The sequence below is a fragment of the Corynebacterium epidermidicanis genome, assembly GCF_001021025.1.
In the GTDB taxonomy this organism is placed as follows: Bacteria; Actinomycetota; Actinomycetes; order Mycobacteriales; family Mycobacteriaceae; genus Corynebacterium; species Corynebacterium epidermidicanis.
Genome location: NZ_CP011541.1, coordinates 254,582 through 268,833, shown reverse-complemented (window position 1 = coordinate 268,833; position 14,252 = coordinate 254,582). Strand labels below are relative to the sequence as shown.

Here is a 14,252-nt window from a genome sequence, read left to right as displayed (position 1 = left end):
AAGAAACACCACTTCTTTGCTGAACCCAAAAGCCCGGAGGCGATGATTTCATCGCCTCCGGGCATCTTTTGTGTGCTGACTACTTGCGCTTAGAGCGTCGGATCAAGAAGACTCCGAGAGCAGTCAGGACTGCAGCTCCGGCAACTACACCGAGGATGTTCGCACCGGTCGAGGCCAGTGCTTGCTTTGCCCGGGTTATTGCTTGGCCCTCGCCGGAACGCGTAGGTTCTGGCTTCGGCGCAGGGCTCGGAACTGGGGCTCCAGTCGGGGCCTTGCTTCCTGCAGACGATCCTGCAGAAGACCCGACGGCCGAAGATCCGCCGATCAGCGAGCTGCCGATCACAGCACCCGACGACCCGTCGACAGAACCGCCAGGATGCGGCTCATTCGTCGGCTCCGAAGGCTCCGACGGTTCGGTGGTCGGCTCAACCGTCGGCTCCGTCGTAGGATCCGTCGTAGGATCCGTCGTTGGAGGCGTCGTCTGCTCGTCACGGTCGTAGCCGGTGTCGCCGGCATGGGCATTCAGGCCGCCTTCGACTACCAACTCGTCACTAACAATGACACCATCGATCTCGCGACCAGAACCAGTGACCTTACCAAGACCATCAATTTCAGCAGGGAGCTTCACCGTGTACTTGCCTGGCTTCACATCCAGGAAAGTGTAGAAGCCATTCTCATCCGTCGTGGTCTCCGCGACCACGCGACCGGTAGCGTCGACAAGCTGGACCTTTACGCCAGCCAACAACTCCTCGCCAGGATCGACAGTGCCGTCGCGGTCATCGTCATGGAACAGGCGACCGGTGACGGAGCCGAGCTCCTCAGGAGGCACGACCTCGTCCGCATCGAGACCGAAGTTGACGTCGGTGATGGACTCGTTTTCGCCGAGCGTCAGGCCGAAGCTTGACGACGCCGCCGTCCCGGTCGCGCCCTTCGGATCAGACACGAGGTGCAGCGCATCCTTGAACGGCGAGGATGCCTCATCGATCTCCACCCGGTAGTTGCCTGGCTTCAGACCATTGAACGCCCAAGAGCCATCGGCTGCCGTGCGGGTTTCCAGGGTAGTGCCATCCGGCAGGTGCAGGATTACCCGCACGCCACCGACACCGGCTTCACCGCTGTCGACAGTGCCCAGGTGGGCGGTGTCGCGGTAGACCTTACCTGCGATCGACCCGGTCGGATCCGGGATCGGGGTAGGCTCCGGATCCGCGTAACCGAAGTTCACATTCTGGACAGAACCGCCCTTTACGAGCCCCACCTGCGCGGTACGCTGCGGATCAATAGTGAGCTTGCCGTAAGAGTACGTCAACTCCTTACCTGCAGGGCTAGTCACCGTAACGGTGTAGTCACCTTCTGCGAGGCCAGGGAACTGGTAATGACCATCCTTGTCAGTGGTCGTCGTGAACGTGCCACCAGGTCCAGTCAACGTAACCGTTACCCCGGAGAGTGGCGTTTCGCTAGCGGCAATCACACCATCGCGATTCGCATCGTCCCAGATCACGCCAGCAATCACGCCCACCTCTGCTACCGGTGTCGGCGTCGCTGTAGCGGTCGGCGTAGGCGTCGCTGTAGCGGTCGGCGTAGGCGTCGGCTCCGGCTCCGGCGTCGGCGAACTGGTCGGCGTCTGCGTCACTGTAACCGTGACCGTCACCGTTTCACCCGGCGTTGGAGTGGTCGTAGCCGTTGGCTCCGAGGTTGGAGTTTGCGTCGGGGTCACTCCCACCGTCTCCGTGACCGTGACCGTGACGGTGACTGCCGGGGTCGGCTCCGGAGTTGGAGAGACCGATGTCGTCGGCGATGGCGTCGGCGACGTCGTCGTGGTCGGCACCGGAATCGGCTGGTCGACAGTAACGCGACCATTTGCCGGCACGGTCACCGTCTGCGTGTACGTCTTATCATCAACCACGATGGTCAAGGTGTACTCGCCCGGCTTCAAACCTGGGAAGTCGAACAGCCCGCCACCAACGGTGCCTGGGATCTCGTTACCGTCCTTGTCCGTCAGGGTAACGACTGCGCTGGTCCCCAGTTCCTCAGTACCTGCATACTTGCCGTCGTTTTCTGGGTCGTAGAACACGTGCCCGCTTAGCGACGAGTACTGGATACCAGAGTCGTTATCCACCGATGGGGTACCAACGACCAGCTTGACGTCTAGAACGTCCTTCTGGTTTGGCGCGTAGACGGTGCCATCCGGCTTGGTGAAGCGCACCTTGTAATCTCCAGCGGCAAGACCGGTGAAGGCGTAGTGCCCCTGCTCGTTGGTGTACGTCGTCTGGAGGACATTGCCTTGGGCGTCGAGAAGCTCGACCATAACGCCTGGGACATTGGAGTCCGCAACGTTGTCCGTGTTCACATCCTGCCAGAAGTTACCGGAGATCGTGCCGGCCGGTAGGACATAGCCGGCGTCAATATTCGTAACCGCCTGGCGTGGATCCACCTTCACGGCGATGACACCTTGGGTGTTAACCAGCGAATCGTGTCCCTGTGCGGAGAAGGTATTTCCGGTCGCAGGAGCGAAGCGAACTTCGTAATTGCCCGGCGCGACGATCTGGAACTTGTAGTTGCCATCGGCGTCAGTCAGGCGCTCGCCGATGTACAGACCATCGCGGTACAGCGAAACCACAACTCCAGACAACGGCTTGCCATCGGCTTGGATGCCCTGGCCTGCTGGGTCCAGGAAGGCGGTGCCTTCGATGGATCCGGCGGCGATGACACCGGCGTCGACAGTTGCCTTAGTTTGACCCGCAACCAGCTCGAACTGGTCAGTCGTGCCGTTTTCGTCAACGTCGTTGCCTAGGGCGGCATCAATGTTCCCGGCCTTGGTGGTGGAGAACATGTCGACGCCATTCGGCTCGGCAACGAACCTCACCTTGTAGTTGCCCGGCATCGCCGAGAACAGGTAGGAACCATCCGCCGCGGTGCGCTGTGGCGCCACCGTGGTGATCACCTGGTCATTCTCGTCCAGCAGCTGAACGAGCATGCCAGCAACCGGTGGCTCGTTGGCTTCGCGCATGCCGTTGTTGTTCTCGTCAGCAAACGCGATACCGCGGATCTCCGCGCCTTGGCGGTAGCCAGCATCCTGATCAGTCAGGGTCTGGTCTGCTGCCAGGGAAACCTTGATTTCCTGGTCCGCGTTGATCTTCGAGTCACCGTCGGTGATCGCGTATCCAGTCACTCCGACGAATCGAACGGTGTAGTCACCACGCTTGATACCGGTGAACTCGTATTCGCCACTGGCGTTCGTTTGGACAGTTTGGATGACAGTGCCGTTGGCGTCTACCAGCTGTACGGTCGCGCCGATTCCTGGCTCAGCAACCTTAAGCGAGTCAAAGTTGCTGTCTAGGAACACGCGTCCGGAGATAGTTCCTTGCGGAATCACGCCAGCGTCAACGTTAGGAACCATCTCTCCGGCATTGACCTGGACCGGAGCCGACATACCCGTAGCTGGGTCGACGTCGTTCCAGTACATATCCGTGATGGCCTTGCTCTTGCCAGCGTAAGGACTGATGTCCTTACCCAACGTATTGAGGAACTTCACACGGTAGGTTCCCGGCGCCACATCAAAGGTGTAGCGACCGTTTGCACCCACGTTGACGACCATCGGGGTCGGCAGGGAGTTGCCGTCGGCATCCACGAGCTCGACCACGACGTCAGCTGCCGGATCAGGAACCGGAGTGGTGGCATCGCCATAGTCACCGTCACCGTTGTAGTCGGCAAAGGCAAGCCCGGAGATTCGAGCCGTGGTGATGTAACCAGCATCCACGCCTTCGACCGGAGTACCAGATTCGACGCTTACGCTGGTCCGACCATCCTGGCCAACAAGGGAATCCTTACCTTGTGGCGAGAATACTTCGCCGGTGAAGGTCTGGAATCCAACCGTGTAGTTGCCTGGATGAACATCCGTGAAGGTGTAGGCACCCGTCGTTGGGTCGGTGGTGGTACGAGCAACTTCGTTGCCGTTCTTGTCGTACAGCACAACTTCAACTTGGCGTGGTTTTTCATCAAGCTTGGAACCATCGTAGTTTGAGTCAAAGAATGCCACGCCCGAAATCGAGGTGAGCTCGACATAGCCGGCGTCGACGAAGTTTTGATCCTTGCCAGCAACGAGGTTGAAGGCCATGGTCGTGCCAGTGGTTGGGTCCGCGTCGGAAAGGCGCGCAGCACCAATTGCATCGTTTCCAGTCAACGGCGACAGTGCAGCTGGAGCGGTCGCTACGAACCTAACTTGGTAGGTTCCTGCCATTTGGTGCAGGAATTCATAGCCACCCAAGCCGTCGGTCAAGGTTGTCGCAACAACCGTGCCATTGCTATCGAGTAGCTCGACAGTGGCTTGCGCCCGCGGCTGCTCGGCGTCGTCCCAGAAACCATTGTTGTTCGAATCAAGGAACGCAAAGCCACGGATAGCAGCGTCAACGAGGTAACCTGCGTTGACGTTGGTCGTGGCGGAACCAGCAGTCACATCGATCACATTTGTCCGTCCATCTGGGTTGATGTCGGAATTCAAGGCAGGATCAGAGCCTGCTCCCATCGTGGTCACCACTGCCCCAGTTGGGGTGGTGAATGCTACGCGGTAGGAACCTGGAACCAAATCGTTGAAGACATACTTACCCTCGGCGTCAGTAGTGGTAGTTGCTACTACCTTGCCGGTGGCGTCGAGAAGCTGCACCTGCATGCCCTCTTGTGGCTGATCGGAGATGTCATTTTTGAGACCATCACGGTTGTAATCCGTGAAAGCCATGCCCGAGATGCTGGAGAGCGCCACGATACCGGCATCCACGTTAGGCACGTTGCCACCTGCAACCAGTTGAATTGGCGCAGAAAGACCGTCCTTGGTGACGTCACTGATGTTCGGCTCGGAGAGCACATGGTTCGTGCCATCAGTGGTGAAGGCTTCGCCGGTGTTAGGCAGCATGACCCGGACTTGGTAAGCGCCCGGCTGCAGGTTGGCAAAGACATACGTGCCGTCAGCATCCGTCGTCGTGGTCGCCTTGACCTCGCCTGTCGCAGAGTCGATGAGCTCAACGGTGACACCTGGGTAAGCTGTTTCGCTCGCGTCCCGAAGGCCGTCGTTGTTGACATCGTTGAAGGTCGCACCGGAAATATCGGCTGTGGTCTTGTAGCCCGCAGCGATGTTCGGGTACACCTTGCCTGCTTCAACGCTGACGGCATTGGTCTTGCCGTTGGCATCGATGTCCGAGAAACCAGGGAGGAGAACATCACGGCTGAGGTCGGATGACTCACTGTAAACCGCACCATCAACTGGCGAGTACACGACGTAGTAGTCATGCCCAGGCTCGGCCGCGTAGGCCCAGGTGCCGTTTGCATCGGTGGTGAGTTCAACCGGAGCAGCGGAATTATCCGTGCGGTAGATGGTCAATTTCACGCCCGGTAGCGAAGGCTCACCAGAGTCCCGCTTGCCATCGCCGTTGTAGTCCTGGAAGGTAGCGCCAGACAGACCAGCCAGCGGGGTGATACCAGCGTCGATATTGACTACGTCTGTTCCCGCTGCCACGGTGAAGCTGGCACTGTTGCCAGTTGCGCGATCGATGTCGTTCGCATCAGGGTTGCCGAGAATTGGGTCTGGCTGAGTGCCAGAGATCGTGGCGCCCTGAACCGTACCGACGTGGACGTGGTAGTCACCAGGCGCAACATCCTTGAAGGTGTAAGAACCGTCAGCACCCGTGTAGGTGGTGGCAACTACGTTGCCATTGGCGTCGATAAGCTCGATTGGCAGACCTGCACGAGCGAGTTCATCGCTGCTACGACGACCATCGTCGTTGGTGTCCGCCCACGCTAGGCCGGAGACATTAGCGGTGGTGATGACGCCGGCGTCAACGGTGGTTACCGGAGTAGTGCCCACGCTAAACGTGGCGGTCCGGCCAGTGCTATCGGCGTCGTTTACGGATGTATCGAGCACACCTTCGGCACCCTTTGGAGTGAGGGTCGTGAAGATGGCAGTATCCGGCTTACCGAAGCCCACCTGGTAGTCGCCCGGAATCACATCATTGAAAGTGTATGCCCCATTGGCAGCAGTCGTGGTGGTTGCTACTACAGTGCCGTCTGCACGGTACAAGGTCACCGTTTGACCTGCTAATGGCGCTTCGGTGACGTCGTTCTTGCCGTCACGGTTTGCGTCCACAAACATCACACCTGAGACCTTGGTCTGTGGCACGAGGCCCGCATCAACACGGTTGACGTCGCCGGCTTCTGGATACGCAGGATCGGTGTAACCGACCACGGTAAAGGTCACCGTGCTGTTCGAGTCAAAGTCCGACTTGTTCGGCTCCTCCAGTCCTGCGAGGGTGGAGGTATCGCCCACCTTCGGGGAGTTGGTGGTGGAAGCAGGCTTGACGACGTTCACCGTCGTCTGGCCCGCCATTACGGCGTCAAACTTGTAATAGCCGTTGTCGTCAGTAACACGCTGAGTTACCTGTCCACGAGCATTGGTCAGGGTGACGGTAACACCCGCTAGTGGGGTTTCACCCTGATCCCAGAGGCCGTTGTTATTGACATCTTGCCAGACGTAGCCGTCCACCTGCTGATTGCGGATAATTCCGGCGTCAACATTTGGCACTGCGGTGCCATTGGCCACGGTAAAGCCACGGGTGACACCGGTGGCATCGACGTCATTGAGGCGAGGCTTGGTGATGTCCGTATCAGCCGTTTGCACCTGGTAGTTGCCCGAGAACGGGTTGATGAACTTTACGTAGTAGTTCCCCGGTGTCACACCGGTGAACTCATAGGTGCCCTTCTGCGCCAGCGAAACGGTGTCAGTCGTCGCGACCGGGTTTTGGTCATCCCCGACCTTGTAGAGCTGAACCGTGAGTGGGCGTTCCTTCCGGGGCTCGGTAGTGTCCCACAGTTGGTTATCGTTGTCGTCGTAGAAGACGTTGCCGGAGATAGTGGAAGTAGGCAGAATACCGGCATCGAGGTTGGTGGCTTTCTGTCCCGGAGCCAGGCTTACTGCACCGACACCGTCGGAAGTGACGTCGGAACCGTCGACCTTATTCGCATCTGAGGTTGCCGATTCAGTCGTGTAAATCGCACCTGGCTTGCGGACTATCACATAGTAGTCACCCGGGGTAATTCCGTTGAAGGCGTAACGCCCATCAGCACCGGTCGTAGCGGTACCGAGCTCGTTTCCAGCTGCATCGAACAGAGCCACCGTCACGTTCGCGAGAGGCTTCTCCCCATCGCCGAGGCCGTCACCATTGCCGTCCGAGAACACAAAGCCGCCGAGATCAGCGGTACGCTGCAGACCAGCGTCAATGTTTGGGTTTTGGCCTTCGACTGCCTTGAACAAGGTGGTTTGTCCATTGCCCAAGATGTCGGATAGATCGGCAACGTTGATAGCCGAGTCATCGCCGGTCTTCTTGGTGTAGGTGTAGCCAGCTGGTGGCGCCGGAATGCGCACCGAGTAGGTACCCACTGGTAAGCCGACGAAGGAATACGTGCCATCCGTGTTGGTAGTTGTTGTTGCTGCTACCGAGCCGTCTGGACGAAGTAGCTCCACCTTGATACCGGAAAGATCCTTATCGGTCTGGTCAACACGGCTGCCGTCGCCGTCCACGTCGTCGAACACGCGGCCGGAGATGGTGGCCAGGGAGTAAACCAAGGCGTCAATGTCGTTTGTGGTGCTATTTTCAGCAACCGCAAAGGTGTTGGTGGCCTGGTATGTTCCAGCAGGAACGGTAACCGGCGCTACCGGATCCGAGTTCACCGCAGAGTTACTGCCCACGAGTGGGGTGGCAAAAGTTGTCGACGGAACGATCTCAAACAGGACCTTGTAATTTGCGGCCGGCAGCGAGGTGAACTTGTAGTTGCCGTTGGCGTCGGTGTAGGTCTGCGCCACGGAGCGCAGAACTTCATTGCCAGCTGCGTCCTTGGTGACTTCCTTCAAACGGACCATCAGGCCTTCACGCGGGATGTCCCCAGCGTCCTGGAGATTGTTGCGGTTGACGTCGGTCAGGTATTGGCCCGTGATGGCAGAGTTACCAGCGTCGATGTGGACGATCGAGGAATCACAGTTGGTCGCGTTGTTGGTCACAGCCACGCAGTCAGCAAGGGTTGGTGAACCCGGGACGAGTGGATCGTCGTAGGCAACCATATTGGTCATGTCACCTGCACCGATATTTGAAGCTTTTACCTTCAGGTAGAGATACTTCTTTGCACCTGGGTCCATTCGGCCGGGCTTCCAATCGCCAGTCGCAGGATCGAAGGTGCCATCCGTGCCCGCATCGACAGAGACAAAGTCGATGCCGTGTGGCAGTTGTTCCTTGAGTACCGGATCCGGCAGGCCCGCACCTGTTGGGTCCGCGGTAGCTTCGATGACCCAGGTAAATTCTTCACCGCGACGAATTGATGGTGGAGTGTCAGCCTGGTTGAGGTCGTATTTGACGTCCTTAATTACCGCGTACTTGTTGATGATGACATCGCCCTTTGGCGCAACGCGAGCGTAGGCAGGTCCAACGAACGGAATCTTTGCACCGCCTTCGGTCATGCCACCTACAGCAACCAGATTGGTCGCAATGTCAGTGGTGTTGACCGGCTGGCCGTTGATAGCAAGGTCCGGCATGTTCATCGGAATGTTGAATCCGTACGACCCGAATACCTTTTCATTGAACTGAATACGCACGCCGGTAACCGTCGACAAGTCCGCAGGAATTGCAGTCGACCACTGATTTTGTGCATTAAAGGTGGTACACGAGTCGCCAGGGTAAGACGTATCAGAGGCAAGCTCAGGACGACACGGATCGATAGCGGTGGTGTACCAAACGGTGAAGCTCTTGTTGTGCCCAACAGCCGAGACCGGGCCTGCAAGCGTTGGCCTGAAAGTCGTTGCGCTGTTTTCCTTCACCGACAGGCCCTCTACCAAAGAATTCGAGCGCGAGTTGGTTGGGAACATGTCGTACATGACCATGTTCTGGACTGGGCTGGTACCCGTGGTCGACGCGGTAACTTGGAAGTCCACCCGGTCCTTTGCCAGCGATACCTCTTCCTTGGTACCTGGAATAAACGAGGTGACGCGACTTTCGATATCGCCCTTTGCCGTCTTAGCGACCTGCATGCTGGTGGTCTGAGCAACGGAGGCAAACATGGTGGCAGTGCGCCATTGACCAAAGCGGTTGCCGTCGGAGTTGATGTCCCACGTGTCACCTGCGGTCATCGTTGCGTTAGCTAGTACGTCCTGGCCAGCAGCATTTGGAGATTCGCGAACATCAAGCCGGAAACTGTGCAAAGGATCAGTAGGAACTGGCTTGTCATAGGTGCCATACAGTGCATTGTTCACCGTTACCGGCAAGGACCAACAAAAGACAGCAGCACCCTTAGCTGGATCAAGAACCACACCAGGCTTGAGCTGGAAGCGCCATTGCTCACCACCGGCATAACCGGCGGTCTTGGTAATGATCCAATCCGATGGCTGTGACTGACAGTTGATGACACCTGGCAATGGCGTCAACGTTGGGTTAGTTCCCAGCGTGAACCCTTGTGGCAAAGTGAGGTATCCGTCTGGACGGGAAAGCCCTGAATCAGAGTAGACACCCAGACCCATCTTCATCTGGAAAGTGTCACCGTTTTGCAAGTTCAGGTTGGCGCCGGTGTTCACTACACCGAGCTGCGGATAGATGTTTGGCAGCTTACCACGAATGGTGTACCAGGATTTACCGGATGCAACCTGAACGCCACCGACGGAGAACGTGGCAGAGTTATTCAAAAGGATGTCTGACTTCTTTGTCGATGCAGTAATCTGATCCGTCTTGATTGCTACAGATTGGGTAATCGTGGCTACCACTACGCCATTGGAAATAGTGCCGGGATTCGTGTCTGTTGGCCGGACATTGTCAACGACGATATCCACCCGGACGATTTTGTCCGTGACCGGGATAGCGAGAGTCGCATCGGTACGCAGGTCGTACGTCACCTTGGTTCCGTCAGCTTTATAGCCGATCACGGTCGCGGGGTAGGAAACGTTGCCATCGTTATAAACGACTGGGTTGAGCTTCACACTGGTGACATAACGAATGTCCTCGTGAGCTGCGTCGTTAAGCGCCAAAGGCACGGACCAGCTTGGGGTATCCGACATTACAATTTGCGCGGGAGCAAAACCCGGGTTCGATGCAGACAACGCCCACTGAACCGTCAGTGGGGTGTTGTTCGCATCCGACGGAGTTGTCAGGTACTCGGTACCAACACGGCTCTTGCCGAAGGTGCCCACACGATTGGCAGTAAACGTCGAGGTGGTCGAGGCCGGAGCAACAGTTACCGGCTTACCGTCCAAAGATGTTGGGTTGACTGCCTTGAGCGTGTTTGTGATTGGCGACTTATCCGCGAGAGCCGCTCCGTTCGCATCCCTACCGGTGACACGAACGGTGTAGTTAAGTTGGGTATTGCCTGGATTTCGGAGCGTGATGTACTGGTCAACGGACTTGGTAATTTCCACGATGATCTGACGATTGGCGGCATCGTAACGATAGACCTGCGTACCGTCTGCATTAGTTACCGACCCATCGGCGTTGCGGAAGTATCGGTCAGCAGGGATATTAGTTTCGTTAAATCCAACGAATTCGTATCCAGCCGGCAGCTGGTCAACCAGAGTGGTGGTCACACCCGTCAGGTTTGGAGTGAGGGAGTACTGGGCGCGGTTCCAGTTAATTCGGAAGGTACGGATCTGCCCGACGAAGGCAGAGGAAGTACCAGTGATATCGGTCTTGTTAAGGCTTACTTGCGGAGTACCAGTAACGGGGACGCTCATAGTGCCCGAGGTGGTGTATCCCGCCTCTGGGAACGCAGCCTGCCACTGCGAACTATATGTACCAGGGAGGACATATGGGTCGCGCGTCTGCCAGGAAACATCGAATACCTGCGACACCTGGGCGTCGAAACGCGTGAATGTAAGGGTAACGGTATCCGTGTCCGCCCCGGTCAGGGTGTACGTAATCGCTGGGTTGGAGCCAGACGCCAGGCCAACGACCATGGGGCCGGTCAGCTTGTTGCCATTGGCATCGGTTGGGCGATTAAAGGTAATGGTGGCTCCGGCACAGCCGGTGTCTTGACGACAGTTCACCGTCACCGGGAATCGAGCAACCGAGTTGGTGCCGACACTCGCAGAGTTGCCTACTGTTGCGGTAAACGGCTCATTAGCCGCCGAAGACGGCATGAGCGATGCGATACCTAAGACCAGTGCGACTGTCGCCAGCACTGCCAGTATTTTCGCCCCGCTACTGCTGAGGATTTTTTGCATTTGAAGCCACCCTTGGGGTTTAAAGATCGATCGTTAATCTTTCAAACCTTAACAAATGCATAGGGTAACTACCATACGAGATTTAGCTACCTGAAAATAACATTCCTGTCATTTTGCAAGTTAAAGAAAAACGCATCCAAGAAATGATCTCTTTATGCTTCAAAACACACCATTATGGCCCTATCGAGACTTTCGCCAATACGCGATCAACACGATGAGCATTGTGAATATATCTCGATTGACAAGTACCAAAACGCGAAAAATCGCCCGGCCAATCCCCACTAAAGGGACAAACCGGGCGATTTCTAGCCACATAGCTAGCGCTCCATATATCTACCGAAACTTAAGCCAAACGAGCGGAAATCTCGCAATCACCGCGCAGCGCACGGGAGTATGGGCAGAACTCATGTGCCTTTTCGACGAGAGCTGCTGCGTCTTCGAGTTCATCCTGGTTTGCAAATGCAACCTGGATTTCCCCGCTGATTCCGAAACCGGTCTCCACCTTGTTGAGGGAAACCACGGCGGTAACCTCTGGTGCGAACTTGGTGGCATCCACGCCGGCATCCTTCATGATCTTGTGCAGCGCACCGTTGAAGCATGCAGACCACGCTGCTGCGAACAGGGTTTCTGGGTTGACACCTTCGCCAGAACCACCGAGCTCCTTTGGTGGGCGAACATCGAAGTCGATGTGCCCATCGGTGGAGGTGACATGACCGTCACGGCCGCCACCAGTGGAGGTCACAGAACCGGTGTAGAGAACTTCAGACATGAAATCTTCCTTCCTTGTTGCGATCAGATGTCACCCAGTGTGGCACAAACCGCTACTTGCGCGCCGTGAAGATCTCGCGCACCCGGTTGCCGAGCCAGCCATCGACCCGGTTGAAGTACTCATAGACCTGCAACTCTACCTGGTCAGATACCCCATCCATCGCGTCGGCGATGTTGTTCGCGAGTCGCTCGCGAGCGGCGTCGTCAAGCACTTCGCGGACGAGGATACCGGCCTGAATGAAGTCATCATCGTCGCGGTGATGTACGTAGGCTGCGCGCATCAGGTCCCGGCCGTGCGGGTCCGGGTTGACGTAGAGGTCGGTGGCCGGCCCATAGGTTACTCCGCTTGCCGAGGAGGTGCCGTCGTCAAGGTAGCCTGCCGCCCGCGAGTGGCGGTTCGGCGAATACACCGGCTGGTCAGCGTCGTTGAACTGGTGGGTCGCGGCGCCATCCTGAGCATAGGAATTTACCGGGCACACTGGCCGGTTCACCGGCAACTGCTCGAAGTTTGCGCCCAGACGGTAGCGCTGGGTGTCTGGGTAAGAGAAGCCACGGGCCTGCAGCATCTTGTCTGGGGAGAAGCCCACGCCTGGGACCAGGTTTGATGGCGAGAACGCAGCTTGCTCGATTTGGGCGAAGAAGTTGCGCGGGTTTTGGTTCAGTTCGAAGTATCCGACTGGAATGAGCGGGTAGTCCTTCTGCGACCAGGTCTTGGTCAGGTCGAACGGGTTCCAGCGGTAGTCTTCGGCGTCAGCGATAGGCATGATCTGCACCTTGACATCCCAACGTGGGAAGTCCCCACGCTCGATGGCTTCGTACAGGTCTTGACGGGAGTAGTCAGCGTTGGAAATTGCCGCGGATTCTTCGTTGGTGAAATACTCCCAACCCTGCTGCGTCTTGAAGTGGTACTTGACCCACACCGGCTCGCCTGCTTCATTGATCCACTGGTAGGTGTGCGATCCAAAGCCGTCCATATGACGGAAGCCCTTTGGAATACCTCGGTCACCCATGAGGTACGTAACTTGGTGAGCGGACTCTGGAGTGCGCGTCCAGAAATCCCACTGCATATCCGCATCACGCAGACCGGAACCCGGCAAACGCTTCTGCGAATGGATGAAGTCAGGGAACTTAATACCATCGCGGATGAAGAACACCGGGGTGTTGTTGCCAACGATGTCGTAATTGCCCTCAGTGGTGTAGAACTTCAGCGAGAAACCGCGGACGTCGCGCCACAGGTCGGGAGAACCTTGCTCGCCGGCAACCGTCGAGAAGCGAGCCAACATGGGGGTGACGGTGCCTGGCTGGAACAGGGCTGCCTTGGTGTACTTTGTCACATCCTCGGTGATGTGGAGCTCACCGAACGCGCCGGAACCCTTGGCATGCACGACGCGCTCTGGGATGCGTTCACGGTCGAAATGCGCGAGCTTTTCAATCAATTGGAAATCATTGAGGATGTTTCCGCCTTGTTCACCGCTGGTCACCGAGTGATTCTCGCTGGCTACAGGGGATCCCCCAAGTCGGGTCGTCGCCCCATCAACTGATGGAATCAACCCTTCATTGCTTTTTTCAGTCATAACCTCTCCTTATTGGTGGTACTTACAAATATAGCTTACCCCTAAGTTATGGGTCTGGCAATACCTAGGATGAACCAATGAAGGTGGTAGGCTCACTAGGCGTGAAGTACTCCAAGGATCGCAACGACGAATACGTCACTGAGCTGGCACTTTTAGCAGGGAAAGGCGACCGCGCCGCCCTGACTGAATTTATCGAAGCCACCCAAGGTGACGTTTGGCGACTCCTTGCCCACCTCGGAGGGCGCGACATTGCCGACGACCTAACCCAGGAAACCTATCTGCGCGTAATTGGAGCACTCCCCCGCTTTTCTGCTCGATCTTCCGCGCGCACCTGGCTGCTGTCACTTGCGCGTCGCGTATGGGTCGACAACATCCGCCACGACATGGCGCGGCCCCGCAAAGCCAACGCAGCCCTCGAAGACACCGCAGACACCGAATCTTCTAGCTCCTGGACAGAATGGATTGACGCCCGTATGCTGATCGACTCGCTCTCTCCGGAGCGTCGTGAGGCTCTCATTTTGACGCAGGTGTTGGGCTATTCCTATGAGGAAGCTGCCCGGATTGCCGATGTCCGACTCGGCACCATTCGATCCCGAGTTGCCCGTGCACGCGCCGACATGATCGAAGCCGCGGGGTTGCAAAGTCAGCAGCGCAACGGCCTGCGCGCCATGTAA

Annotated in this window: 4 protein-coding genes; 1 reads left to right on the top strand and 3 read right to left on the bottom strand. The window is 57.4% G+C overall.

All coding sequences use genetic code 11. The annotated features are described in order from the left end of the window. Window positions 1-79 precede the first annotated feature (79 nt). The 3 genes from CEPID_RS13050 to CEPID_RS01225 form a co-directional block, all read right to left on the bottom strand. Window positions 80-11,236: an SdrD B-like domain-containing protein gene (locus CEPID_RS13050; RefSeq protein ID WP_047239418.1), complete on the bottom strand. Its 11,157-nt coding sequence runs from the start codon at window positions 11,234-11,236 to the stop codon at window positions 80-82. 343 nt (window positions 11,237-11,579) lie between these two features. Further along, window positions 11,580-12,005, bottom strand: a complete 426-nt coding sequence (locus CEPID_RS01230) for an Ohr family peroxiredoxin (RefSeq protein WP_047239417.1) — start codon at window positions 12,003-12,005, stop codon at window positions 11,580-11,582. A 52-nt stretch (window positions 12,006-12,057) separates the two neighbouring features. Next, on the bottom strand, window positions 12,058-13,578 hold the full coding sequence (locus CEPID_RS01225) for a catalase (protein WP_047239416.1): 1,521 nt from the start codon (window positions 13,576-13,578) through the stop codon (window positions 12,058-12,060). Between the two features lie 77 nt (window positions 13,579-13,655). Here CEPID_RS01225 and CEPID_RS01220 point away from each other — a divergent pair, with 77 nt between their 5' ends. Then, window positions 13,656-14,252, top strand: a complete 597-nt coding sequence (locus CEPID_RS01220; protein WP_047239415.1) for an RNA polymerase sigma factor — start codon at window positions 13,656-13,658, stop codon at window positions 14,250-14,252.

Excerpts from the sequence above, each read along its gene's own strand:
- CEPID_RS13050 (WP_047239418.1), bottom strand. The coding sequence starts at position 11,236 with ATGCAAAAAATCCTCAGCAGTAGCGGGGCGAAAATACTGGCAGTGCTG.
- CEPID_RS01230 (WP_047239417.1), bottom strand. The coding sequence starts at position 12,005 with ATGTCTGAAGTTCTCTACACCGGTTCTGTGACCTCCACTGGTGGCGGC.
- CEPID_RS01225 (WP_047239416.1), bottom strand. The coding sequence starts at position 13,578 with ATGACTGAAAAAAGCAATGAAGGGTTGATTCCATCAGTTGATGGGGCG.
- CEPID_RS01220 (WP_047239415.1), top strand. The coding sequence starts at position 13,656 with ATGAAGGTGGTAGGCTCACTAGGCGTGAAGTACTCCAAGGATCGCAAC.